This window comes from Pseudomonas sp. MWU347 (assembly GCF_017947305.1).
GTDB lineage: Bacteria > Pseudomonadota > Gammaproteobacteria > Pseudomonadales > Pseudomonadaceae > Aquipseudomonas > Aquipseudomonas putida_A.
In genome coordinates this window covers 141,473-165,417 of the sequence record NZ_JAFGZB010000012.1, presented here as the reverse complement: position 1 = coordinate 165,417, position 23,945 = coordinate 141,473, and the positions used below count along the sequence as shown (strand labels likewise).

General features: G+C 59.6%; 22 protein-coding genes. 13 read left to right on the top strand and 9 right to left on the bottom strand.

Going from position 1 to position 23,945, the window contains the following annotated elements; translation table 11 throughout:
• Nucleotides 1–353 precede the first annotated feature (353 nt).
• Together KCG87_RS24200 and KCG87_RS24195 are read left to right on the top strand one after the other, a co-directional pair.
• Nucleotides 354–701, top strand: a complete 348-nt coding sequence (locus tag KCG87_RS24200) for a hypothetical protein (protein ID WP_210558963.1) — start codon at nt 354–356, stop codon at nt 699–701.
• Nucleotides 702–943: 242 nt separating this feature from the next.
• Nucleotides 944–1,969: a hypothetical protein gene (locus tag KCG87_RS24195; RefSeq protein ID WP_210558964.1), complete on the top strand. Its 1,026-nt coding sequence runs from the start codon at nt 944–946 to the stop codon at nt 1,967–1,969.
• 50 nt (nt 1,970–2,019) lie between these two features.
• On the opposite strand, the gene KCG87_RS24190 is transcribed toward KCG87_RS24195, so the two are convergent.
• Both KCG87_RS24190 and KCG87_RS24185 read right to left on the bottom strand, forming a co-directional pair.
• Nucleotides 2,020–2,994, bottom strand: coding sequence for a tetratricopeptide repeat protein (locus tag KCG87_RS24190; RefSeq protein ID WP_210558965.1), 975 nt, complete (start codon nt 2,992–2,994; stop codon nt 2,020–2,022).
• A gap of 49 nt (nt 2,995–3,043) precedes the next feature.
• Nucleotides 3,044–3,862, bottom strand: coding sequence for a VanW family protein (locus KCG87_RS24185; protein ID WP_210558966.1), 819 nt, complete (start codon nt 3,860–3,862; stop codon nt 3,044–3,046).
• A 215-nt stretch (nt 3,863–4,077) separates the two neighbouring features.
• Here KCG87_RS24185 and KCG87_RS24180 point away from each other — a divergent pair, with 215 nt between their 5' ends.
• Nucleotides 4,078–4,884: a glycosyltransferase gene (locus tag KCG87_RS24180; protein WP_098964560.1), complete on the top strand. Its 807-nt coding sequence runs from the start codon at nt 4,078–4,080 to the stop codon at nt 4,882–4,884.
• Between the two features lie 329 nt (nt 4,885–5,213).
• Here KCG87_RS24180 and KCG87_RS24175 read toward each other — a convergent pair whose 3' ends face one another.
• From KCG87_RS24175 to KCG87_RS24145, 7 genes are all read right to left on the bottom strand, one after another.
• The gene (locus KCG87_RS24175; RefSeq protein ID WP_098964562.1) at nt 5,214–5,798 is read right to left on the bottom strand and encodes a hypothetical protein; all 585 of its coding nucleotides are present in this window, start codon (nt 5,796–5,798) and stop codon (nt 5,214–5,216) included.
• Between the two features lie 85 nt (nt 5,799–5,883).
• Nucleotides 5,884–6,066, bottom strand: a complete 183-nt coding sequence (locus KCG87_RS24170) for a hypothetical protein (protein ID WP_134786777.1) — start codon at nt 6,064–6,066, stop codon at nt 5,884–5,886.
• Between the two features lie 11 nt (nt 6,067–6,077).
• Nucleotides 6,078–6,320, bottom strand: coding sequence for a hypothetical protein (locus KCG87_RS24165; protein WP_098964563.1), 243 nt, complete (start codon nt 6,318–6,320; stop codon nt 6,078–6,080).
• Between the two features lie 150 nt (nt 6,321–6,470).
• Nucleotides 6,471–7,538, bottom strand: coding sequence for a lipocalin-like domain-containing protein (locus tag KCG87_RS24160; protein ID WP_210558967.1), 1,068 nt, complete (start codon nt 7,536–7,538; stop codon nt 6,471–6,473).
• Nucleotides 7,528–9,999: an ABC transporter permease gene (locus tag KCG87_RS24155; RefSeq protein ID WP_210558968.1), complete on the bottom strand. Its 2,472-nt coding sequence runs from the start codon at nt 9,997–9,999 to the stop codon at nt 7,528–7,530. The genes KCG87_RS24160 and KCG87_RS24155 overlap by 11 nt, the downstream gene beginning before the upstream one ends.
• On the bottom strand, nt 9,996–10,649 hold the full coding sequence (locus tag KCG87_RS24150) for an ABC transporter ATP-binding protein (protein WP_083368660.1): 654 nt from the start codon (nt 10,647–10,649) through the stop codon (nt 9,996–9,998). Before KCG87_RS24150 ends, KCG87_RS24155 begins: the two co-directional genes overlap by 4 nt.
• A 195-nt stretch (nt 10,650–10,844) precedes the next feature.
• A complete protein-coding gene (locus KCG87_RS24145) occupies nt 10,845–12,542 on the bottom strand; it encodes a sulfatase-like hydrolase/transferase (protein ID WP_210558969.1) in 1,698 nt (565 codons plus the stop codon).
• 389 nt (nt 12,543–12,931) lie between these two features.
• On the opposite strand from KCG87_RS24145, the gene KCG87_RS24140 reads away from it, so the two are divergent.
• The 10 genes from KCG87_RS24140 to KCG87_RS24095 are packed head-to-tail and all read left to right on the top strand — an operon-like array spanning nt 12,932 to nt 23,936.
• Entirely contained in the window at nt 12,932–14,284 is a 1,353-nt protein-coding gene (locus KCG87_RS24140; RefSeq protein WP_096796216.1) for a UDP-glucose/GDP-mannose dehydrogenase family protein, read from the top strand.
• Entirely contained in the window at nt 14,281–15,318 is a 1,038-nt protein-coding gene (locus KCG87_RS24135) for an NAD-dependent epimerase (RefSeq protein ID WP_098964571.1), read from the top strand. Before KCG87_RS24140 ends, KCG87_RS24135 begins: the two co-directional genes overlap by 4 nt.
• Before the next feature lie 18 nt (nt 15,319–15,336).
• Nucleotides 15,337–16,083, top strand: a complete 747-nt coding sequence (locus KCG87_RS24130; RefSeq protein ID WP_210558970.1) for a sugar transferase — start codon at nt 15,337–15,339, stop codon at nt 16,081–16,083.
• Nucleotides 16,083–16,730, top strand: coding sequence for a CpsD/CapB family tyrosine-protein kinase (locus KCG87_RS24125; protein ID WP_007961335.1), 648 nt, complete (start codon nt 16,083–16,085; stop codon nt 16,728–16,730). Before KCG87_RS24130 ends, KCG87_RS24125 begins: the two co-directional genes overlap by 1 nt.
• Nucleotides 16,731–16,751: 21 nt before the next feature.
• A complete protein-coding gene (locus tag KCG87_RS24120; RefSeq protein WP_098964572.1) occupies nt 16,752–17,777 on the top strand; it encodes a polysaccharide biosynthesis/export family protein in 1,026 nt (341 codons plus the stop codon).
• A gap of 17 nt (nt 17,778–17,794) precedes the next feature.
• Nucleotides 17,795–19,387 (top strand): Wzz/FepE/Etk N-terminal domain-containing protein, encoded by a 1,593-nt coding sequence (locus KCG87_RS24115; protein WP_098964574.1) that lies wholly within the window; start codon nt 17,795–17,797, stop codon nt 19,385–19,387.
• The gene (locus KCG87_RS24110; protein WP_210558971.1) at nt 19,384–20,475 is read left to right on the top strand and encodes a glycosyltransferase family 4 protein; all 1,092 of its coding nucleotides are present in this window, start codon (nt 19,384–19,386) and stop codon (nt 20,473–20,475) included. Before KCG87_RS24115 ends, KCG87_RS24110 begins: the two co-directional genes overlap by 4 nt.
• Nucleotides 20,472–21,842, top strand: coding sequence for an O-antigen ligase family protein (locus KCG87_RS24105; RefSeq protein ID WP_210558972.1), 1,371 nt, complete (start codon nt 20,472–20,474; stop codon nt 21,840–21,842). Before KCG87_RS24110 ends, KCG87_RS24105 begins: the two co-directional genes overlap by 4 nt.
• Nucleotides 21,839–22,807 (top strand): glycosyltransferase, encoded by a 969-nt coding sequence (locus KCG87_RS24100; protein WP_098964579.1) that lies wholly within the window; start codon nt 21,839–21,841, stop codon nt 22,805–22,807. The genes KCG87_RS24105 and KCG87_RS24100 overlap by 4 nt, the downstream gene beginning before the upstream one ends.
• Nucleotides 22,800–23,936, top strand: a complete 1,137-nt coding sequence (locus KCG87_RS24095; protein WP_134786786.1) for a glycosyltransferase family 2 protein — start codon at nt 22,800–22,802, stop codon at nt 23,934–23,936. The genes KCG87_RS24100 and KCG87_RS24095 overlap by 8 nt, the downstream gene beginning before the upstream one ends.
• Nucleotides 23,937–23,945 lie beyond the last annotated feature (9 nt).

The window sequence follows — 23,945 nt, the reverse complement described above, 5'->3', positions numbered from 1 at the left end:
AAGCGCCTTGAAAAACATGGTGCGCAAACTACCACTCAGTCGCAGATGGAACGTGCTGCTACTGGAAAAAACCCGACCACCGGCGTAGTAGAAACATATCCAAACGGTAAGACAATCACTCCAAACTCAACAAGATACACCAGTCACAAAGCGCAGCTGACAGCTATAAAACGTGTAATGCGAATATATAAAAACACTGGAAACAAGGCATTGGCTGAGCGTCCCATGAGCATGGGGGGCATAATCGGAGAGTGATACAAAAAGGGCGGAACAAAGTACAAACAACAAACTAAAGCCGTTACAATTATGGACACTAACGGCCTACCAAGAACATCATTCCAAAAGTATGAAAAATGAAACTTGAACCCAGCCTCGACATACTACCTTCACTGTTATTTCCTATTGACGTAAACAGCGAGCAAGATGACACCACAGCAACATTTATAGCGAACATAGACACAAACAGTAAAGATGAACTAGTCAAACTATTTGACGCGCTCATTGAGCCAGAATTCAAATGCCGTATAGCGAGTGAACAGCAGTGGTATATCGACACACTCACCTTTTATCTAAATAAAAATGAAAAATCTAACCGAGTATTCTCGGATATCACCGCATATCTTGCTGAGGAACCAGCTGATAAGCGCCAATTCATGTCAGTTCTTCTAAACTGCCTAAAAAAATACAAAGAAAAAAATTGACGAAAAAACTGGGAGTATTGTTATAAATGGCGTTCGCCCAATTTTTCCAAAAACGCCTATACAAATAATGCTGCTGAATGGTGCAACATGCACTCTAGCGACCAAAGGGGACAAGACCAAAGGGATAGATTTATTTTCCGGCTTGCACCTTTTCCTAGCCCAGTTTTTTCAGAAAATAAATCCGTGCCCTTTTTCCCACCGCCATTACAGCAATCGGATTACACACTCAAAGGACTGTCCCCTTGAAACACCTGACTCGCCCTCTAACCCTTCTTCTCGCGCTTACCTTCTCACTCAGCGCTACCGCATTATCCCTTCGCTCCGAACAACGCCCGGACGGAACGACGGCCCTGCTACTCACCAATGACCCAGCGCCGGACAGAGCGCCAAAGCTCAACAAGGATCCAGCCATTCGTTCGGCGTTAGTTGATTTCTTTGGTTACCAAACGGGTAGCTACACCAACGACAAAACGATGATCGTGCAACAAGTCCTGGATGCGCTCGATTCGGAAATGTCCATGTTTGAACAGGGTGTGCCTGCCGGCAGAAAAATGATCACCGCCATGGATGACGGCAACAACGGGTTCGACCGCGGGGCTTTGTTGCTGGACGACAAAGGACAATTGATCGCTGTCGGCTTGGTGAATGGTCATTGCACGGTGAAGTCTCGTGACGAGGCTTTGACCTGTAATGATGCGCCGGACACGGTGCTGACGATCTTCCAGCCGCAAGGCGCAAAAAAAGCTGACGCAGAGCCTTTGATTGGCTGGAGCAAGCAGCTGCCGCCGCTGTTGGCCATGTGGGCGGAAAGCGATAATCCTGAGCGACGAGCCGCAGCGCAAAAAATTGCGACCATTGAATACGCTGCCACTAACCCGAGTCAGGGTGCCTGGACGGTGGGTCAGTTACCTTCCGATTTCCCTGAAGCAATGCTGGCGATGCTGCCGCAACGGGCGCATCTGATCGGTGCGGGTGCTCACGGCGTATTCACCACGCCGGGGATGGAGGGTTCACCGATTGAGGGTGATTGGGACAAGATTGCCGGACGTCCTCAGCATGAGTTCGAGGTCATTCTTCGTACCTTTACTGATTATGCAGATGTCATCAATTTCTATCAGCAGCATGCGAAGGATGCCGAAATCAGCGGTAATCAACGAAAAGCGCTGGTCGAGGGTTACATCGGTGGAGGTACTTACAAAATCGAAATAAGTAATAGGGAAGACGAGGGAACGGTCATCACGCTCTCGGCGTGGAATCAAGAAGTCTGATTCATTCAGTCAGAAAGAGGCGACTTCAATCGCCTCCTTCTGGTTGTATCTCAGAGCTTTTCCAGTTCTTCCTTTGCTCCAGGCGCATAGCGACCCACTGCCTTGAGCATCCAGAACTCTGCCTTGGATCGGCTCTTGGGCAGTCCACCTCGCCCTTGCGCATACATCTTTCCTAAGGCCAACTGAGCATTGCCAAAGTCTGCGTCCGCTGACTGGCGGTAAAGTTTTGCAGCTTCGCGTTCATTGCGTTCAGTTCCACGGCCCTGCTCCAGCATCTGTGCCAATTCATATTGCGAGTACTTGTTACCTTGCAAAGCCGATTTGCGATACCACGCGACAGCGAGCTTTTCGTCCTTTTCCACACCGCGCCCGGTGGCCAGCATTTCGGCAAAATTGTTTTGACCAGATGCGTCCCCTGCCTCAGCGGCCTTAAGAAACCACTTTGCCGCGGTTACATCGCTCTGTGGAACTTCGTCACCCTCTTCGTAGATGTGGGCCAGTAACATATAGGCCATGACATAACCGCCCTCCGCCGACTGGTTGTAATACGCCAACGCTTTGTCCATATCCTTGAGATTTTTGATTGATTGGCCGCCGCGATGGTAGATCTGCGCCAGGCTGAACTGTGCTTTGGCGTTACCCTGCTCCGCCGCTTTCAGATCCCAATAAACACCTGCATCTTCACCCTCAACACTTCGATCCCAACTAAGCTCCTCAGCAAGTCCGACTTGCGCCTCGGCATTTCCTTGCTCTGCTGCCTTGCGAAACCACTGTTCCGGCATGCCAGGCGACCACTGCTCTACCACCCCGCAAAGATTCTCCTGAATGGCTTTGCCAAACTGCGTCTGCGCTTCGAGATCACCTGCAACCGCTTGCTCTTGCAGATGTTCCGAATTCGGTACGCACTTCCCTGCCTTCATCCCGTCGTAGAGCTCACGTGGTTCTTGTGCCCATGTATTACATGCGATGAACATAGAAAAGAGGGCAGTACCCGCTGCACCGATAGTTTTGAAACTGTTGCTCATTTGTTACTTCCTTGTCGCTTAAAAAATCCAAGAAAATCGGTGGAAAACACTAGGTCGCTTCAATCATCTGATCTGCAACCTCATACTTAACCACCACCCGATTCCGATACAACCTCACCCGCTCCACCAATTCCCCCACCTGCCCCTTCTCCCGCACTTCCCGCCAGATCTCATTCTCCCGATACACCCGCTCCCCCTCCCGCACAAACCGGTGACCTTCCTGAAACACGTGATACCGATACTCCCGCACCTGATCGCACAACAACTCCCCCTCCAGCTGCGTGTCCCCCACGTTCAACTTCAACTGAAAACTCCGATCCGTCGGGTTGTGCAGTACCAGGTCAACGTAGTTGTAGAAAATCGCCGCGCCGGAACCGAATGGCAGTACTCGCCCCTCGTCCGGGAATGGGTCGAAGCTGTGGTTGGAGCGTTCAACGACTATCAGCGGTGAGTGGATCGCCATCCAGTGGATCAGGTTACTCAGTTGGCAGATTCCGCCGCCGATACCGCGTCGCGCTTCGCCGAAGGAGAGTTCCATGCCTTCGACGTAGCCGCGTTTGCGGGTTGGGCGGCCGACGAGGCGGCAGAAGGAGAAGTGTTCGCCGGGGGCGATGATGAGGCCGTCGATGGCGGCGACGGCGAGTTTCAGGTTGATGACTTTGTTGTGTTGCAGGGCGAGGTCGGAGTTGCCCAATTTGCGGATGAGTTTCGAGGTGTGTTTCAGGTAGCGGAATGGCAGACGGTCAGCGCCGGCCACAAGGCGTGCGTAGCGTTTGCTGGAGCAGTGCCAGGCGATCTGGCGGAATAGTCTTTTTTGCCACACGCGCAGCCAGTACAGGGCCGGGTGGTAGAGGGAAAGTGGTTTCATCCGTGAGGCGACGGCAGGTGCCGTTTTGTCCTTGAAGCATCTGAGGGGCGCGCAGTTTAGCCTGTGGGCCGGCTTGCGTCGTGCGCGAGATGCCGTGGCTCGACACACTTCGAATGGCTTGCTGAACAGAAAATTAAGCTTCAACTAAGCTTGCGTCGCTAGCATCCCGGCCCGAGAGACACCTGTCGCCGATCAACCGCGGATGAGCTTCCCGAATGAGCCAGTTTGATTTACCAGCCGTTACGCAGTCGAATTTCAGTCTTGTATTGGTAAATTACAAAACCCCGGACATCACCCGGATGTGCCTGGAGTTGTTGCGCGAGCACGTCCGGGCGCAGCGCATTCCGGTTTGGGTGGTGGACAATGATTCGGCGGATGCCAGCCTGGATTACTTGCGTTCGCTGGACTGGATCAATCTGATCGAACGTCCCTCCCCCGGCAAAGAAGCGGGACATATTGCGCATGGCAAGGCGCTGGATCTGGCGCTGGAAAAAGTTGAAACCGACTATCTGTTTCTGCTGCACACCGACACCTTTGTCTACGACAAGGAAGTCTTCGCGATGATGTTGCGCGAGTGCACTAGGACTTCGGATATCGCCGCAGTCGGGTGTGTCGAACAAATCAATCGTGGGATCGTGAGAGACACCTGGCGGTTAACTTCGCGATTTTGCAAACACTATATTCGCCGGGCGAAAACTGCGTTGGGTTTGCGCAGTAAAGAGCCGAAACCTTATCGGGAAACTCACCTCAAGAGTTTCTGCACTTTGTGGAACGCCAAGTTGATGAAGTCCCATGGACTGCACTTTTGCATGGATGACCGAGTGCCCGGTTATACCCTGCAGGATCGAATGGTCGGTCTGGGCTATGGCATCAAACTGCTGTCACCACGCAAGATTTTCCGCTATCTGGATCACATCCAGGCAGGAACCGTCGCCGCCGCCGGCACGTACGGCAAAAACCACCGCCGCACCAAGATGTATGAAGCCACCCTCAAACGATTTGAGGGGCAGGCATCGGCATAATCGCGAACACAAAAAAGGGCGACTGCAAAGTCGCCCTTTTTTTATCTGAAATTGTATACATCCGCTCCGAAGAGGTGTTCGCCCAGTGTAATGGCCTGGCAATCCATGCACCGGTAAAGAGCCCTGACACTGGGCGAACGGGAAGGATTTTAATAGAAGTTGGCAGATATGTCGTCATACACAAAGGTAAATTTTATGTACGAAAAAGTTAATAGATATTTATCGACGAAATCCTTTCGTGAAACTTTCAAAGCACGGTTCAGCTCATTTCAGATGATTGTTCTCATACAATAATCTGTACAAGAACAATCATCTTGTAGAGTTAATACTCAGCTTTCATGCTGACTGGTCACTTTTAATACATCGGTATAAGTGACAACTACGCTCTGCCCGACTTTCAGATCTTTCAGCTTGGCCTGAATTTCAGGCTTTTTGACGTCGAGGATTTTCGACTGACCTTGAGGGTTTTCCAGGGTCACCTGATTTTGCTTCAAATCAATTTTGGTGATTTTCAATTGCACCTGAATCTGGCGATAAGCCTCGCCGCCCGGGTTTTCGCTGCCCGGCGCCTTGCGCAGCTCGCCGCTCCGCTCGACGGTGCCAGGCAGACCTTTATCTACATCGGTATCGAGGTAAGCCGCCACCGAGCGTTGTACTTCGACTTTTACCAGATCGCCGACCTGAAGATTGGCGAGGTTTTTCGCCTTGTCGCTGAGCTGAACGTGAACTTGACGACCTTCGGCGCCTTCCAGCACCACCTGATGGTTGGCTGCATCGACGGCCAGCACTTTGGTGGTGACCTGATCGGCCTCGACGGTGGCGGACAGCGGAATATCGGCCGCCATGGCGCCGAAGCTGGTGGCGGACAGGACGGTTGCGAGGGTGATGGCCTTGGCCAGAGCGTGGAGCTTCATAAGCGGTACTTTCCCTGTAATGAATGGCAGCAACCGGCGCCAACGTCTGTTTGGCGCCGAATGTGCCACTGAGCATAGACGCTGTTCAGGGCTTGGCTTTCGTTTCTGACGCGGCGGTCTCCTGCGCGGTGGACTCGCCACTGGTGGTGCCCTTGCCGCTGTCCTCGCGCTGTTTGGGGTCGGTCGGGCGCAGCGCGTCGTTGTCGCGCTCGGTTTCTCCCGGTGGCCGGGGTTCGTCGGGGTGTTCGCTGGGGGATACGGGTTTCATGGTGGTTCTCCTCAGGCGTCAGGGTCATCCAGTTCATTGGTAACGTTCACGGCTGGCGAATTCTTATGCAGGTCATCGGCCTTGGCGCGCAGGATCTGCCACTGCTCCAGATCGATCGCGCCCTGGCCGAGCAGATCGTCGGCAATGCGTTGCAGGTCGAAATAGTGAGCGTCGGGGGATTGCTGCCAGTAGGTCTGATCGTCGAACAGGCGCTGCCAGGTGGTGAGGTCTGGGGGTTGCAGGTCGTCGCTCATGGGCGGGCTCCTCGCCGGGTCTCGGAAATGGGCCGGGATTGATCGGTAGAGGGTGGTAGACGGGGCGGAGTTCCAGGCAATTGCTCTGTGGGTGACTGTACCGGCGCCTTCGCGGGCAAGCCCGCTCCCACAGGGGTTTGTGTACGAAACTCAGTACCCGGTCATTTCCAGATAGCCGCGCCCGCCATGGCTACCGCTGATCCGCACCGGCCCTTCCCAGTAAGGGATGCGCAGGTTCATCCAGGCGTCGGGATTGAGCGCGTCGAGGCTGATGTCGAGGTGTTTGTCGGGAATGCTGATCGACCAGCGCACCGGCATCTGGCGGCCGGCAACTTTTGCGGTGTCCTTGGGTGTGAGTCTGATCTGCGCGCCGTGCAGGGTTTCGGTCTGGCCGTCGGCGTTGATCCAGGTGCCGGTCAGATACGGCGCGCCGTCGGTTTGCCGGGTGCGAAACAGCATCAGCGACTCACCACTGTCCAGGTGCAGGGAAAACCAGTCCCACCCGGTCTGATTGGCTGCCAGCGGCTGACTGCTCCATTCACGATCCAGCCACGCCGGGCCGCTGACGGTGTAAGTCTGGCCGTCGATTTGCAGGGTGCCGCTGGCCTGAAAAAACGGCTGACTGTAGTAGTACGAAGCCTGACCCTGTTCGGATTTTCGGCTGAAACCGTTGTCACCTTGCAACACCAGTGGACGACTGGAGGTGAGGTGCAATTGATAGCTGAAAGCTTTGTCGCTGGCACTGAGTTGCAGATCGGTCAGCGGATCCTGCGCCTGACTGGCGAAGCGCCAATCATCGATCCACGCCTCGAATGGCGCCACGTTCACCCCGGCCTGCCCCACTCCGCCTCGGGCATAGCGCTCGGCGGCATGATGCACGGTGGCCGAAGTCACTGCGGCATGCCCGAGCCAGATCGTCTGGTTGGCCCAGCCCGGTTGCTCTGCCGCAGGCTTTAACGCACTGCGAAACAGAGTCCATTGCACACCGAAATCGTGACCCTGCCGGTCCTTGAGATTGGCGGTGACGTACCACCACTCGATACGAAAACCGTCATGCGCGCCGTGATCCGCCGGAAAGCTGAATACCCGCCCCGGCACCACAGCGGTGAACTGCGCAGCCTGATCGCCAAGCCCGGCGAAGCCCTTTTGATCAGGTTGCGGTTGATCACAGCCAACCAGCAGCAGCGCCAGACACAGCGCAACGAGGCTAATCCTCATGGGCAAACGTCCTCAGCAGATCCGCAGGTTGCGTGCGGTACAACGAATACAGCGGCCACGCCGAGGCCAACAGCGTCGCCAGCAACGCCAGCCCTAGCAACTGCAGCAGTTGCAGCGGAAAGATCCGCAACGGCAAACGCCAGCCGAATGCCTGCACATTGATCACCGCGTCCAGACACCACGCCAACGCGATCCCCAATGGCAACGCCAGCACCAGCGTCAACACCGCCAGCAGCCAGGTCTGGCCGAGGTTGAGCAGCATCAACTGGCGGCGCGTCACGCCCAAGGCCCACAGCGGCGCCAGTTGCCCTAGGCGGCTCTGGCTCTGAGTCAGCAGGCTGATGAACAGCGCGACACCGGCCACCGCCAAAGTCAGGCTGTTGAGCGCGGCGGTGGCGGCGAAAGTGCGTTCGAAAATCTGCACCGACCAACCCTTGAGTCGCGCCTGATCGACGATGCGGCTGTCATCAAGCTGAAAGCGCGTTTGCAGTGCGCGCAAAAACGGCGGGATATCGGGCGGCGCGATGCGCAGGTTGAAACGGTTCGGCGTCAGTGACGGCCACAACCGCAGCAAATGATTGCTGTTGACCAGCGCGTGCCCCTTGGGATTGCCGTAGTCGGCGTAGATCCCGACGATCCGCGGCGACCACGCCCCGCCCGGCGTCGGCACGCTCAGATGATCCCCCGCGCGCACCTTCAGCCGTCGTGCCAGTTGTTCGCTGAGCATCACTGAATCGTCGTTCGCCAGATGCGCCCACGGATCTCCGGCAATCGCCTCGAGCAACGGCCAGTGCTGGCGATAATAAGGATGATCGATCACCCCGAAGACATCCGCCGGCCAGCCTTGCAGGGTCACCGCGACTTGCCAGTTGGGCAGCACCGCGCTGACGTTCGGCTGTTGCTTGAGCCAGGCGTACATCTCGCGCGATTGCGCCGGATTGACCGGGTTGAGGTACAGCTCGGCACTGAGGCGCTGTTCGAGCCAGTCGTCGAAGGTCTGGCGAAAACCGGCGGTCATGCTGCCGGCGCCGATATTGGCCGACAGCGCCAGCAGCAGCGCCATCAGCGCCAGACTGAGTGCCGGCAGTTGCTGGCGGCAATCGGCGAGAAACCACTGACCGAGTACCGAGCGACTAAGCCCGAGCAACGGATTGAGCACTGCGCTGAGCACCACCGGCAACGCCAGCGCAGCGCCGAGCAGCAACCCGGCCATCAACACAAATCCACTGCCAAGGCTGTCACCGAATAGCAACGCCAGCAGCGCGATCAGTCCCAGCACCGCCGCCAGCCAACCCTGACGGCGCAACCAGCGCGCATGTTGCTGATGCCAGGCCTGCGGATCCGCCACCGCCAACAGCGGCAAGCGTGCCGCACGCAGCAGACTGTTGGCACCGGCCAGCAACGCGCCGAACAGGCTCAAACCAATACCGCTGAACCACCACCACGGACTCAGGCGCAACTGCCCCGCCACTTCCGCGCCATAAAGGCCGCGCAGGCTGGCGGCGACATCCGGCAGCAACACGCTCGCCAGCCAGTAACCGCTGATGACTCCGAACACCCCGCCAGCCAACGCCAACACACCGAGCTCGACGACCAGACAGCCGATCAACATCCGCGCACTGACCCCGCAGGCGCGCAACGTACGCAGCAGGCCGCGACGTTGTTCCAGTGCCAGACCGATCGCCGCGTGCACGATGAACAGTCCGACCAGAAACGAGAGAAAGCCCAAGGCATCCAGGTTGAGGTGAAAGCTCTCGGTCAGGCGCGAAAGATTGTTTTCCTCGGCGCTGCTTTTGAGCTGCAGCCGGCCATTGAACGCGGCCGGCAGCTCGCCATGAAAATCCTTAGGCAGTAACAAGCGTGACAGTTGCCCGGGCTGTTCGAGCACGGTTTGCGCGACGCCGATGTCGACCAGCAACATGCCCGGTGCCATGTCCTTTTGCGCGTGCAGCGGCGGCAGCGTCTGGCCGCTGGCGGTTTGCGGCGTGGCGCCTTCGGTCAGGCCCAAGGCGTGCAGGGTTTCCGGTGAAATCCACGTGCTGCCCGGCGGCGAGAAGAACGCGACGATGCGCTCGATCGGCATCGCCTGCCCGGCCACCGCAGCGTCCGTCGGCAGCGACACCGGTTCGATGCCCATCAGTTGCAGCCGCTGATCCGGATGATCCTTGAGCATCAGCCGGCCTTGCAGCAGCGGCGACACCGGCCAGCCTGCGCGGCGCAGATCGATGAACCACTGCTGGGTGAACGTCGCACCGCTCGGTGTGGCCAGACTGGCCTGAGGTTCGCCGCCGATCATCTGGCTGGCCCGGGCGTAACTGTCGCGGGCCTGACTGTTCAGCGCCTCGACCCCGGTCAGCAGGCTGGTCGCCAGCCACAACCCGGTCAGCACACTGAAGAACTGCACCGGATGCCGCCGCCAATGGCTGAGTAGCGCGCGCAGGGTTTGCCAGAAAACGTTCACGTCAGCCGGCCACTGGACAACACCACCCGCTGCGCCAACCGCGCCGCCACGCGTGGGCTGTGCGTGACCATCAACAGCGTGGTCGGCGTGTCGTCGAGCAGCTCGAGCAACAGGCGCAGCACTTCATCGCTGGTGGCTTCGTCGAGGCTGCCGGTCGGTTCGTCGGCCAGCAACAGTTTTGGCCGCGACGCCAAGGCTCGGGCCAAAGCCACCCGCTGCTGCTGGCCGCCAGAAAGCTGTTCGGGGTAACGCTTGAGCAACTCGCCCAACCCCAGACGCTGCACCAGATGCGCCTGCCAGCGCGGCTCATGGCGCCCGGCCAGACGCGCCTGAAACGCCAGATTGTCCTCGACCCGCAGGCTGCCGATCAGGTTGAACTGCTGGAACACCAGACCGATTTCAGTGCGCCGCCAGTCGGCCAATTGCGCTTCGTTCATGCTTTCCAGCCGATGCTCGCCGCTGCGGATGCTGCCGCGATCAACCTTGTCGAGGCCGGCGATCAGGTGCAGCAAGGTGCTTTTGCCGCTGCCGGATTCGCCCATCAGCGCCAGACTGCTGCCGGGCTCGAGGGTCAGGTCGATGCCTTGCAGCACCGGTAACGGGCCTTGGGGGGTGAGGTAACTTTTGAACACGCCTTGAACCTGAAGCATGCCGCCATCCGTTGGGTCAGTGTGGGGCAAGGATAGCGGATTGCGGTCTCTTCAGATCAGTGGTGTTTGCACTGGCCTCATCGCTGGCAAGCCAGCTCCCACAGTGTTTTTGGGTGTATTCAGTATTTGTGAACAACCTCAATCCCTGTGGGAGCTGGCTTGCCAGCGATGAGGCCCGTTGGCCCGACACAAATCTCACTCCCCGGTCGCCACACTGGTCGCCGCCGCACCCGGCGTGACGATGGTCTTCAGATCAATATGCTTCCACTCAGGCTTGGCCCCCAGCCGCGCATTGAAGCGGTAGTTGAAGGTGAAGTCGTCCGCTGTCGGCAGCGTCAACGGTTTGCCGTACAGCGCCTCGACTCCCGCCAGGTCATAACCCATCAACTGCAGCAGCGTCGGAAAAATGTTGTAGTGACTGGAGCGATCCTTGTTCGCCGGCAACGCTTGCGCCCAGTCCGGCCCGTGCAGTTGATCGCCCTGAATCACCACCAGTGGCACCAGCCCTTCTTCCTCCACCGGATCGCCACCGCAGTGGGTATTGAGCCCGGGGTTGCCGCGTTCATGCAGGTCCTGGCCGTGATCGGAGGTGTAGATCAGCAGCGCATTGTGCAAATTGGCCTGGGCAAATACCCGGGCGAAGAATTCGCCGACATTCCACAGCACGGTGTTCTTGTAGGCGTTGCGGTACAGCACCCAATCATCCGGCTGGCCGTTGAAACCGTCGCGCTTACCGGTATCCGCCACTTCGGTGAATTGCCCGCGCGGCAAGGTCGGACGGTAGGCCATGAAGGCGTCGGGGTATTTGTCGTGCACCGGGAAATGCGCGCCGACCTTGTTGATCACCACCAACTCCGGCTGATCATCGTTGAGCAATTCGATCAGCTTGGCGGCGGCAGCCATGTCGCGGTCACGCACGCTGGTCTGGTCAAACTGGACGAATTCATCGATGTCTTTTTTCTCGGTGTCGGTCATCAGGTTCTGCAGATTGCCGGCAGTGCGCTGAGCGTCGATGTACACCGTGCGCAACCCGGCCTTTTTCGCGTACTGCCAGATCGACGGCAGCGTGCTGTTGATGCGCATGTAATCGTCGCGGGTGCCGCCGTAGCGCAACGTGACGTTGGTGTCGGCGCTGCAATTGGCGATGGATGCGGCGTAGCCGTAGTTGAAAATGTCGACGCCCGGATGCGCCTGATTAAGGTTGCTGTGCACTCCGAACGGCGCGTTGATGTCCAGGTAATTGCCGGAAATGCTTTCGTCGATGATCAGCACGATGTCGTGATTGATCGCCACTGCGTTGCGCGCCAGCGTCACCGGCTCGCGCGGGCCGACCGTGTTGTGCAGCGCTTCATAAGCGAACAGGTTCAGATAGGCCAGCGGCGTGTACATGATCGGCAAACCGCGCGCGCCCTCGCCCGCCCGCAGGAACAACACCGCGCTCAACAGCAGCACACCACACACCGGCGCCGCCACACGCAACGCGTTGGGCACCACCAGTGCATGGCGCGGTTTCAGACCGATGCCGAACAGCAACAGCAGACCACTGAGCGCGCCATGAATGATCGCGTCGCGATACTGGTAGGCGGCCTCCTGAATGAAGCCGCCGGAGTACACCAGCGAGACAAAACTGCTGTAGCTCAGGTAATCCGCGGTGACTCGGGTATAGACATCGAAAAACACCGCCGAGACAAACAGTGTTATTGCGAACAAGTGGCGAATGAGAGCCTGACGAATATAAGCCGTTAGATATAACGCTAAAGTAAGCGCCAAAAACATCGCGCCAAAAAGAAGTACAGCAAAACCGACGCCGATAGCATTTAACCGATCAACGTAATATTCGGAATAAAGCAGCAAATAAACAATTAAAAGTACTTCTTTGGCATATCTGAACATGGCGATACCGCTCGTGCAAAACGGCAGGGAGTCAAAGGTTTGTCGGTCAGAACCTGACACTAGCACCCAGCCATCAAAGCGCAAGAATTGACTGTTTTCTTTAGAAAGCGTCAAAAAACCGGTGACTCAAATCTGACACACACAAAACGCTAGAAGCCTTTAAATTAAAGACTTACAACCGTTTATCGCTTATTTGAAATCTGAACAAATCTGCAAAAAAACAACAAATCCAATCGCAGCAATGACTTGATGGCCAATCGCCAAAAAGCGCTCAAGTGTTATACAGGTGCAACATGTCATTTTGCTGACACGCTTTCCAAACCCTGCGCTATACCCCTTTTACAGTCTTCTTCCGAACTTCTTCTTTTCGCTCTATCGAGGGTGCGCAGATGGACGTGAGCGTATTTGGCACCGGCTATGTCGGATTAATTCAAGCCGCCGCACTTGCAGATGTAGGGCATCGGGTTTTATGTGTCGATATTGACCCCAACAAGATCAAGCAACTGCAACAAGCTGTGCCACCTATTAGTGAGCCAGGTCTTTCCAGCACCCTCGAAGAAAACATCAAGGCCGGCCGCTTGCTCTTTAGCACTCAGGCCAGCGACGCGGTGGAGCATGCCGAGCTGATTTTCATCGCCGTGGGCACGCCGGCCGATGAAGACGGTTCCGCCGACCTGACCCACGTGCTCAACGTCGCCCGGGAGATCGCCTCGCACATGGAGGCCGATCGCACCCTGATCATCAAGTCCACGGTGCCGGTCGGCACGGCTGACCAGGTCGCCGCCAAAGCCAGCGAAGAGTTGCTGCGTCGCGGCAAAAGTGCCCTCAAGGTCCGCGTGGTGTCCAACCCCGAATTCCTCAAGGAAGGCAGCGCCCTCGCCGATTGCATGCGCCCGGACCGGATCATCGTCGGCACCCGCGATGACGAAGCCCGCGAGCAGATGAGCGAGCTGTACGCGCCGTTCTGCCGCAACCACGAAAAACTGATGTTCATGGACAACCGCAGCGCCGAGCTGACCAAGTACGCAGCCAACGCGATGCTCGCCACGCGCATCAGCTTCATGAACGAACTGGCCAACCTCACCGAACTGCTCGGCGCCGACATCGAAGCGGTGCGCAAAGGCATCGGCTCCGACCCGCGCATCGGCTACCACTTCATTTACCCCGGTTGCGGCTTCGGCGGTTCATGCTTCCCCAAGGATCTGCGCGCCCTGCTGCACACCGCCGAACACAACGGCATGCCGCTGAAATTGCTGCGCAGCGTCACCGACGTCAACGACAGCCAGCGGCACATCCTCTTCGGCAAACTCAAGGCGCAGTTTCCGCAAGGCCTGGCCGGCAAGTCGATTGCGATTTGGGGCCTGGCGTTCAAACCCAATACCGATGACATGCGCGAAGCCCCCAGCCGCTACCTGATGGACGCGCTGTGGGCCGAAGGCGCCAGCGTGCAGGCCTACGATCCGGAAGCCATGTCCGAATGCCGGCGCCTGTACGGCTATCGCAACGACCTGCACCTGTGCGCCACCCGCGACGACACCCTGGAAGATGCCGATGCGCTGGTGATCTGCACCGAGTGGAAGAATTTTCGCGTAGTGGATTTCGAGTTGCTGGCGAGCAAGCTGCGCTCGAAAGTGATTGTCGACGGTCGCAACCTCTACAACCCGGAACACGTGGCCGCCGCCGGTCTGCATTACAGCGGCATCGGCCTGCGCCACATCGCTCCGGAAGGACTGCGCCCATGAAAATCCTGGTCACCGGCGCAGCCGGCTTCATTGGCGCCCATTGCGTGTTGCGGCTGATGCGCGACGGGCATGCGGTGGTCGGCCTGGATAACTTCAACGGCTATTACGACCCGCAACTGAAACACGATCGGGTGCAATGGGTGCGCGATCAGGTCGGGCATTTCCCGCTGGCGCGGATCGATCTGGCCGATGCCGCGGCGATTGAAGCGCTGTTTGTCCGCGAGCAACCGCAAGTGGTGATCCACCTCGCGGCGCAGGCCGGGGTGCGCTACTCGCTGGAAAATCCGAAGGCCTACCTCGACAGCAACCTCAGCGGTTTCCTGAACATTCTCGAAGGCTGCCGGCATCATCCGGTCGAGCATCTGATCTACGCCTCGTCGAGCTCGGTGTATGGCGCCAACCAGCACACGCCGTATTCGGTGCATGACGGGGTGAATCATCCGCTGTCGCTGTACGCCGCGACCAAAAAAGCCAACGAGCTGATGGCCCACAGTTATAGCCACCTGTTCGGCATTCCCTGCACCGGTCTGCGCTTTTTCACCGTGTACGGGCCATGGGGTCGGCCCGACATGTCGCCGATCCAGTTCGCTCGGGCGATCACCGAAGGCACGCCGCTGAAGCTGTTCAACTACGGCGAGCACCAGCGCGATTTCACTTATATAGACGACATCGTCGAAAGCATCGCGCGCCTCACCGACCATCCGCCGCACAACCACCCGGAGTGGGATCGTGAACATCCCGACGCGGGCAGCAGCATGGCGCCGTGGTGCCTGTTCAACATCGGCGGCCACCACCCGGTGGAGCTGAAAACCTATCTGGCGCTGATGGAAAAACACCTCGGCCAGAAAGCCATTGTCGAGCTCTTGCCCCTGCAACCGGGCGATGTGCTCAACACCTGTGCCGAGACCGATGATCTGGCCCAGGCCACCGGGTTCCAGCCCCGGATCGAGCTGGATGAAGGACTGGGGCGTTTCATCGCCTGGTTTCGCGACTACTACCCCACTGCCTATCGCCCACGCGCCGCTCGCGGCTGAACATCAGCGGAGGACCCCATGACTGGACATGAACAAGGTGTACCGATCAATCAGATGCGCCGTGACAAGCGCATGGATCCCGAGCACCGAATGCGCCTCGATTCCGCCATCCACATGCAGGGCCGTGGCTGGTTGACCGGCCGCGACGGTGGCCGGCCATGGACGCTGTCACGCACCAACCGGGTATTGGCCTGCTTCGGTGCGCTGCTGATTCTGGTGATGTTTTCGCCGCTGCTGCTGGGCCTGGCGCTGGCCATCAAATTCACCAGCCCGGGACCGGTGATGTTCGTGCAGAAACGCACCGGTTATCGCGGCCGCACCTTCGGCATGTACAAGTTCCGCACCATGGTCTGCAACGCCGAAGAACTCAAGGAATCGCTGCGCCACCTCAACAAGCACGGGGTCGACGCCATCGACTTCAAGATCGACAAGGATCCACGCATCACCGGCATCGGCGGTTTCCTGCGGCGTACCAGCCTCGATGAACTGCCCAACCTGTTCAACGTGGTCAGCGGTGACATGCGCCTGGTCGGCCCGCGGCCGACTTCGTTCAACGCCTACCGCTACAAGGACAACCACCTTGCGCGTCTGAGCATCTACCCCGGCATGACCGGCCTGTGGCAGATCTCCGGGCGCAGCAATATTGACTTCGACCAGCGCGTTGAGTTGGACCTCAGCTATATCGCCGAGCAAAGCCTTTTGCTTGATCTGAAGATCTTGTTGAAAACCCCCTTCAAAGTATTCAGCGGCCACGGAGCAAGCTAATGGACGGTTCAACCAACAAAAGCCTGAGCATAGCCAACCCCAGCGAATCGAACCTGATTTCGACCGTGCTGGATCTGGATCTGCGGATCCTGTTCCTGACCGCCGCCAACCCCGGCGCGGGCACCACCACCAGTGCCCTGGCACTGGCCAGCCAACTGGCGCAGATGAGCAGCGGCCAGGTGTTGCTGGTCGATGCCAGTCAGTCGGCAGGCAACCTCACGCAGCAATTGAACCTGGGCAAGGAGCGCGGCCTGCGCGACCTGCTGTTCAACCCGGACAACCCGCCGCTGTTGCAGGACTGCGTGGTGCAGGTCTCGAGCCTGCCTTTCCATGTGCTGCCCAATGGCCGGCCGATCCGCACCCTCGAACACCTGACCGCCGAGCGCCTGAGCCCGCTGCTCGACCGCCTGGGCACCCAGTACCGCTTCGTGGTGATCGACGGCGACGCGGTGTATTCCGCCGCCGACACGCTGGTGCTCGCCACTCAGGTCGATGGCGTGGTGTTCGTGGTCCGCGCTGAGGACACCCGCTGGGAAGTCGCCCAGGCCGCCGTGCAACGTCTGACCCAGGCCGGGGCAAAAGTGGTCGGCAGCGTGTTCAACCGGCGCAAGTACTACATGCCCAAGTGGCTCTACAAAAACCTGTAAGCAAACGCGAAGGATGACGCCATGAACGCCAAGATACTTGTTCTGCTGATGCTGCCGCTTGCAGGCTGCTCCAGCACTTCCGAAACCCAGAACATGCCGGTGAACATTCTCACCGCCACCCCGGCCAATGCCCAGGCCACCGATATGCCCAAGGTCGAACAGACCCTGCGCCCGCAAGACGTGCTGGATGTGATCTTCCACATCAGCACCAGCGGTTCGGACGCTTACCGCGTGCAGTCGGGTGACCAGATCGGCCTGAACTTCACCGCCGCCAGCCAGCTCAATGGCAACCAGTTGGTGCTGCCCGACGGCACCATCAACCTGCCCGGCGCCAACACCTCGGTGAAAATCGCCGGCTTGACCGCCGACGAGGCGCGCGATGAAATCCAGCGTGCTTACCAGCGCAAACAGCTGTTCCAGCCCAACCGCAATCAGCTGACCGTGCAGGTCATCAGCCCGCTGACCAATGAGCAAAACCTGAAAAGCGCACTGAATCACCCGGCCACCGGCATGAGCCGCGAGATCACCGTGGGCAATGACGGTTATGCGAGCTTTCCGGAAATCGGCGCCGTGCCGCTGCAAGGCATGACCATCAACCAACTGGAAACCTTCCTTAACCAGAAGTACGCGCAATTGCCTGGGCGGATGAGCGTCGATGTGATGCTCAAGTCCACCGCCGGCAACGAGATCTACGTGCTCGGCGAAGTCGGCCAACCGGGTTCCTATCCGATCCGCCGTCCGGTCTCGGTGCTTGAAGCGCTGACCCTGGCGCGCGGTACCAACGTCAAGGCGCGCCTGGACTCGGTGGTGATCATGCGGCGCAACGGCAACCAGGTGCAGGCCGTGCACTACGACGTGGAAAAAGCCCTGTCGGGCGATGCGTCGCAGATCGCCTACCTGCAACCGGACGACATGCTGTTCGTACCAAAAACCAAACTGGCGAGTGCCGGCGATCTCGCCCGGCAACTGGCCGACGTGGTGTTGTTCCAGGGCGTGGGCTTCAGCTTCGGCTACCGCGTCGACAACAAAAGCAGCAGCAGTAACTGACTCTCAGGTGACCGATCATGAATCCAAAGGAAAACTACCTGCATGAGTTCTTCAGGATCTTCTTCGCCAACAAGCAACTGGTGAAACGGGTCTTCCTGATCTTTGCAGTCATCGCGTTGGTACTGCCGCTGGTGCTCAAACAGAGCTTCGATATCACCGCTCAGGTGATCGTGCAGTCGAAAAAACTCTCCCAGGGTGACGCCACCACGTCACTGACGGTCGATAACGCCACCTTCATTCCGCCGTCGCTGGCGGACATGGAAACCGAAAGCAACATCCTGCGGTCCCCGGCGCTGATCCGCCAGACCATCAGCGAGCTGCGCGACAAGGGCGAGTACAACCCGCCGGTGGGCATCTTCGCCAAACTGGTGAGCGACCCGTTCCGCCGCTATGTCTCTTCGCCGCTGCGTGAGTACGTGATCAATCCGCTGCGCAACATGCTCGGGCTGCAAACCGATCCGGTGCGTGACACCGTGCTCGACGGCCTGACGCAAGATGCGATCAACAGCCTGAAAATCGAGACCCTGCCCGGCTCCAACGTGATCTCGATCGTCTACAGCTTCCCCGATCCGCATCAGGGCACGACGTTCGTCGCCACTCTGCTGCAGAACTATCTGGGCAGCCGTCAGGCGCTGCAATCGATCGACCTGCCGCAATCCTTCTACGAAACCAAGAAGCACCTGTATCAGGTGCGTCTCGACGGGCTGGAAGGTAATCGGCAGGCGCTGCTGGAAAGTGTTGCATCGTCCGATCCGAAGGAAGAAATCACCTTCCGCCTGAACGCGATCAACACCGAAGAGCAAGCCCTGAACCTGTACCAGGATCGTCTGCTACAGAGCCAGCGCTGGCTCGAATACCTGAAAACCGCGCTGACGGCCGCCAGCAGCAACAAGCTCAACGACTACACGTTCCCCTTCACCTTCACCACCACCGTCGATAACGTGGCGTTCGAGGATCGGGAAATCAAACAGTTGGGCGAGCAACTGACCACTCAGGTCAGCCGCTACATGAATGACCTCGCGGTGTTCCAGCCCGGCAGCGAGCCGATGCTGCTGACCCGCGAACAGATCGCCCGCACCCGCCAGCAGTTCCTCAAAGTGGTGAGCAACCGCATTCAGGAGCGCACCAACGATCTGGCCGTGGTGCAACAGGTGATCGATCAGAAAACCGCGCGCATCGCCGAGTTCAAGAACCGCATCCACACCTTGCAGCAGACCCAGAGCAAGCTGCGGCAGATGGACACGGAAATCGACGCGCTGCACACGGCGTTCTCGACCTACGCGCAACGCTTTGCCGAAAGCAGCACCGCCGGTTCGCTCAACGACGACCTGTCGAACGCCAAGGTGCTCAGCCCGCCGTTCGAGCCGACCGAGCCAGCGTTCCCCAAACCGCTGCTGATCATTCCGTTCGGGCTGTTCACCGGTCTGCTGCTGGCGATAGCCCTGGTCTATGTGCGTGAGTTCTTCGATCACCGTTTCAAACACCCTGCGCAAATCACCCACGAACTGGGCCTGCCGGTGTTGCTGGTGATCAACGACGAGAACGTGCTGCCGAGCAATCCGCACAAGAACTGGACCGTGCCAAGCTTCGTGCACTGGGTGCGCAATTGAACACGCTGTCCACCCCGAACGCCGCGCTGCCGATCATTCATTTGCTCAGCAGCGGCGGCTTCTATGGGGCCGAGCGCATGCTGCTCGATCACTGCCTGGCGACACCGGGGCAGCACCAGGTGCTTTTCCTCGATGCACCGCCGGCGTTGATCGCGCGCTTTCGCGAGGCCGGGGTGGACTGCCGTGGCTGTGCCGGGCTGGGTGAGCTGTTGCGCCACCTGCGGGCCCGGCGCAGCGAACGGCCGCTGATCAACACCCACAACTTCAAAGGGCTGTTGTTCGGCTGGGTCGGCGCAACGCTGTTGCGTTTGCCGCTGGTCATCACCCAACACGGCTTCACCCCGCGCAGCCGCAAGCAGAAGTTCTACACCTGGCTGAGTCTGCAGTTGTGCCGCACGGCGTCGGTGGATCGGGTGGTGTGCGTGGCCGAGAGCATTGCCGTGCTGCATCGTCAGGCCAGCGTGCAGGCGGAAAAACTCCAGGTGATCCCCAACGGATTGCCCGCCGCCGACGCGCTGGTCAGCACCGTTGACCGCCAGCGCTGGCTCGCCGGTTACGTCGGGCGCCTGAGCAGCGAGAAAGGTCCGGACCTGTTTCTCGATGCGCTGATTCCGCTGTGTCACCAGCATCCGCAACTGGACGCGGTGATGCTCGGCGACGGCCCGGAACGCGAGGCGCTGCAGGAGCGGATCGACGCCGCAGGTTTGCAGCAACGGATTCGTCTGCCCGGCTACCAGACCGCCATGCAACCGTGGTGGCAGCGCCTGGATGCGCTGGTGATCAGCTCGCGCACCGAAGGCACGCCGATGATTCTGCTCGAAGCGATGCAGAGCGGCGTGCCGGTGGTGGCGTTCGCCGTCGGCGGCATTCCCGATGTGCTCGAGCACCGGCATAACGGTCTGCTGGCGACACCTGCCGACAGCGCCGACCTCGCCCGTCAGCTCGACAACCTGCTGAGCGAGCCGAAACTGGCCCGGCATTTGTGCGACAACGCAAAGCGTACGCAACAGGATCGCTACGACCTCAAGGCCCTGGCCGAACGCTGGTCGCAGCTGTACATCCGCACGGCACGGGAGGCACGCGCATGATTTTCCCGCTCTCGATCGTCACGCTGCTCGGGATGGTGTGCATCGGTTTGCTCGCCAGCCCTTATCCGTTTCTCGCACCCGGCGCGGTCATTGGCCTGGTGGGTTTCACAGTGTTGTATCGCAAGCCGGCCTGGGGCCTGCTGGGCATTGCCGCGCTGGTGCCGTTCGAAGGTTTCTTCAAGGACAGCGCATTGTCCGGAAGCAAACTGATCGGCGCTTCGCTGGCGGTGATCCTGATGCTGCAACTGGCCATGCACCAGATTCCTTCCGAGCGCCTGCGCAGCAATATCTGGCGGTTTCTGCTGTGGTTTCTGGCGCTGTATTTCCTCAGCCTGTTCAACACCGATGACCTGGGCATGTCGCTGGGGCATCTGCGCGAACTCAGCGTCGGGCTGATCCTGTTTGTCATCACCCTGCTGATCGGCCGTGAACTGAACCTCGACCTGTTCGCCCGACTGGTGACCCTGAGTGTCAGCGCCACCTGTGCCATGGCGATGTTTTCAGTCAAATTCCAGGATCAGGGCCGCGCTGCCGGTCTGCTGGAAGACCCCAACGCCTTCGCCCTGCTGATCGCCTTCGCCATTCCGCTGGCGCTGCTGCTGGTGATTCGTGGGCCGAATCTGCTGCATCGGTTGTTCTGGGGTTCTTGCTGCCTGCTGCTGCTCGGTGGCATGACCAAGACCGAATCGCGCTCCGGGCTGGTGGTGGTGGCGTTGAGTCTGTTGATCGGCTGCTGGCACTACCGCGCGCAACTGACCCGCATTCGCCCACGGCACCTGGGTTTCGCCATGCTCGGCGCAGCCATCGTGATTCCGCTGGCGATCTACGCGATGCCCGCCGGTTACCTCGCGCGCATTCAGTCCCTGAGCGTGTTGAGCGCCGGCGCCAAGGGCCACGACGACGAATCCCTCGGCCGGCGCGCCTCGTACATCGTGGTCGGCGGGCAGATGATCCGCGAGAACCCGCTGCTCGGCTCCGGTCCCGGCACCTTCCCGCTGCACTACGCGACCACCGGTTACGCCAAAGCGTTTTCCGCCAACCGCAAGATCGGCGACCTGTATCGCCGTGCCCACAACACCTACCTGGAAATTTTCAGTGAACTGGGGATTCCCGCCGGCCTGCTGTTTGTCGGCATGCTCGGCCTGGGCCTGTACAACCTGATCCGCGCCCGCGCCGCGTGGATGCTGCGACGCGACTGGCAGCAGGCGGACCTGATGACTCACCTCGGGGTGAGCTTTCTGTCGCTGACCCTGTTCCTGATGTTCCTCAGCGCACCGAACCAGAAATACCTGTGGATCATGCTCGCGCTGACCAGCGTCCTGCGCCTCAAGGCCGAACAGGCGCCACTGACCGAGGCCAGGACATGAGCCGGATCAGCATCATCATCCCGATGTACAACGAGGCCCGGCACATCGGCCGCACGCTGCTGGCAGCGCAAAAAGCCGCACATGCGGCCGATGTCGAGTGCGAGTTGATTGTGGTCGACAACGGTTCGAGCGACGACGGCCCGCACATCGCCCGTCAGTTCGGTGCACAGGTGCTGGTGCTGCCGGGCCTGCTGATCGGTGCGCTGCGCAATCGCGGTGCGCTGCTGGCAAGCGGCGAGTGGATCGCGTTCATTGATGCCGACGTCGAAATGCCCGAAGACTGGCTCAAGCCCTTGTTCGAGCTGCAAGCCGAGGGTCAGGCCGACGTCTTCGGTCTCGACCTGCACACCCCCGCCACTGCGCCGTGGTACGCCGCCGCCTGGCAACGGCGCACGCTGCGCCCGTCGAGTCAGGCATCGCACCCGGTGGACTGGCTGCCCAGTTCCAACCTGCTGATGCGCCGGCGCTGGTTCGACAAGGTCGGCGGCTTCAACGAACACCTGCGTACCGGCGAAGACAAGGAATTTACCCTGCGCCTGCACGAACAGGGCGCGCGGCTGCTGTCGGTGAACAGCAGCGTGGCCCTGCATTGGGGCTACGAGATGAACTGGCGCGAGTGGATGGGCAAGGAAATGTGGCGTCAGGGCAGTCATCTGCAACTGCTGCGCACTCACGGTTTCAGCCTGCGCCTGCTGCGCTTTCCGCTGCTCTCGCTTGGCGCGTGGCTGCTCGACTTGCTGGCGATTTCCGCACTGCTCAACGGTTTTCCGCACCACGCGGCCGTCATGGTGATGCTGACCACGATACCGGCGCTGGTGCTGAGCATTCGCCAGAGTTCACGCCATCATGATGTGGGCCTGACCCTGCAACTGTGGGGCCTGCACTGGGTGCGGCTGCACCTGGCCGGGGCGGCGTTGATTCTCAGTCTGTGTCATTGGAACGCCAGGAGGCCTGCCCGTGGCTGAATTCATTTTCTGGATGTGCCTGCTGCTGCCGGTATACGCCTACCTTGGCTACCCGCTGCTGCTGACTGTACTGGCGCCGCTGTTCCCGGCCTGGCGCCACAGCCCGGCGCCGCCGCTGAACATCAGCATCGTGATTGCCGCGCACAATGAGGCGCGGCACATCGAGCACAAGTTGCGCACGCTACTGGCGCAGGACTACCAGCCGGCCACGCTGCAGATCATTCTCGCCAGCGATGGCTCGACCGACGACACCGTGGCTTGCGCGCACAAAGTGGTTGATTCGCGCATCACTGTGCTCGACCTGCCGCGCCAGGGCAAAGCCGCGACGCTGAATGCCGGCGTAGCCCTGGCGACTGGCGATATTCTGGTGTTCACCGACGCCGACAACCAATGGTCGCGGGAAACCCTCGGCTACCTGCTCGCACCGCTGAGTGACCCGAATGTCGGCGCCTGCGCCGGGCACATGGTGATTCCAGTGACCGGCGGCGGCCTCAGCGTCGGCGACAGTCTGTACCGGCATTACGAGGGCTGGCTGCGTCGGGTGGAGAATCGCACCGGCTGCATGGTCTCGGCCGACGGCGCCCTGCTCGCCCTGCGCCGCGAGCTGTTCCAGAGCGTGCCGGCGGAGGTCAACGACGACTTCTTTCTCAGCACCTGTGCACCGGTGGCCTTCAAGCGCATTGTGTACGTGCCCGAGGCGCAAGTGATCGACCACGGTGTCGACGAAGCGGACAAACAGTTCCGCCGCCGTCAACGCGTCACCGTCGGTGGCCTGCAAAGCCTCGCCCAGCGCAGTGAGCTGCTCAACCCGCTCAAACATGGCCTGTATTCGCTGGCGCTGATCAGCCACAAACTGATTCGGCGCCTGGCACCGATCCTCCTGCTGCCGCTGCTGCTGAGCAACTTCTGGCTGTGGGACGACCACGGTTTCTATCGACTGGCCCTGATCGCCCAACTGTTCGGCTACGCCATTGCGCTGGCCGGACTGCTGGATTCGCAACATCGCTTGCCCAAACCGTTTCGTCTGGCCGCGTTCCTGCTGGTCACCCTCGCCGGGATGAGTCTCGGCCTGTGGCAGTTCCTGCGCGGCCACCGATATGCCCAGTGGAACCCTGAACAAAACCGTTGAGAGGACCGA

Bases quoted from the DNA above. Each gene is read 5' to 3' on its own strand.
- KCG87_RS24200 (WP_210558963.1), top strand. From the start codon at position 354: ATGAAACTTGAACCCAGCCTCGACATACTACCTTCACTGTTATTTCCT.
- KCG87_RS24190 (WP_210558965.1), bottom strand. From the start codon at position 2,994: ATGAGCAACAGTTTCAAAACTATCGGTGCAGCGGGTACTGCCCTCTTT.
- KCG87_RS24185 (WP_210558966.1), bottom strand. From the start codon at position 3,862: ATGAAACCACTTTCCCTCTACCACCCGGCCCTGTACTGGCTGCGCGTG.
- KCG87_RS24180 (WP_098964560.1), top strand. From the start codon at position 4,078: ATGAGCCAGTTTGATTTACCAGCCGTTACGCAGTCGAATTTCAGTCTT.
- KCG87_RS24175 (WP_098964562.1), bottom strand. From the start codon at position 5,798: ATGAAGCTCCACGCTCTGGCCAAGGCCATCACCCTCGCAACCGTCCTG.
- KCG87_RS24170 (WP_134786777.1), bottom strand. From the start codon at position 6,066: ATGAAACCCGTATCCCCCAGCGAACACCCCGACGAACCCCGGCCACCG.
- KCG87_RS24165 (WP_098964563.1), bottom strand. From the start codon at position 6,320: ATGAGCGACGACCTGCAACCCCCAGACCTCACCACCTGGCAGCGCCTG.
- KCG87_RS24160 (WP_210558967.1), bottom strand. From the start codon at position 7,538: ATGAGGATTAGCCTCGTTGCGCTGTGTCTGGCGCTGCTGCTGGTTGGC.
- KCG87_RS24150 (WP_083368660.1), bottom strand. From the start codon at position 10,649: ATGCTTCAGGTTCAAGGCGTGTTCAAAAGTTACCTCACCCCCCAAGGC.
- KCG87_RS24145 (WP_210558969.1), bottom strand. From the start codon at position 12,542: ATGTTCAGATATGCCAAAGAAGTACTTTTAATTGTTTATTTGCTGCTT.
- KCG87_RS24140 (WP_096796216.1), top strand. From the start codon at position 12,932: ATGGACGTGAGCGTATTTGGCACCGGCTATGTCGGATTAATTCAAGCC.
- KCG87_RS24135 (WP_098964571.1), top strand. From the start codon at position 14,281: ATGAAAATCCTGGTCACCGGCGCAGCCGGCTTCATTGGCGCCCATTGC.
- KCG87_RS24130 (WP_210558970.1), top strand. From the start codon at position 15,337: ATGACTGGACATGAACAAGGTGTACCGATCAATCAGATGCGCCGTGAC.
- KCG87_RS24125 (WP_007961335.1), top strand. From the start codon at position 16,083: ATGGACGGTTCAACCAACAAAAGCCTGAGCATAGCCAACCCCAGCGAA.
- KCG87_RS24120 (WP_098964572.1), top strand. From the start codon at position 16,752: ATGAACGCCAAGATACTTGTTCTGCTGATGCTGCCGCTTGCAGGCTGC.
- KCG87_RS24115 (WP_098964574.1), top strand. From the start codon at position 17,795: ATGAATCCAAAGGAAAACTACCTGCATGAGTTCTTCAGGATCTTCTTC.
- KCG87_RS24105 (WP_210558972.1), top strand. From the start codon at position 20,472: ATGATTTTCCCGCTCTCGATCGTCACGCTGCTCGGGATGGTGTGCATC.
- KCG87_RS24100 (WP_098964579.1), top strand. From the start codon at position 21,839: ATGAGCCGGATCAGCATCATCATCCCGATGTACAACGAGGCCCGGCAC.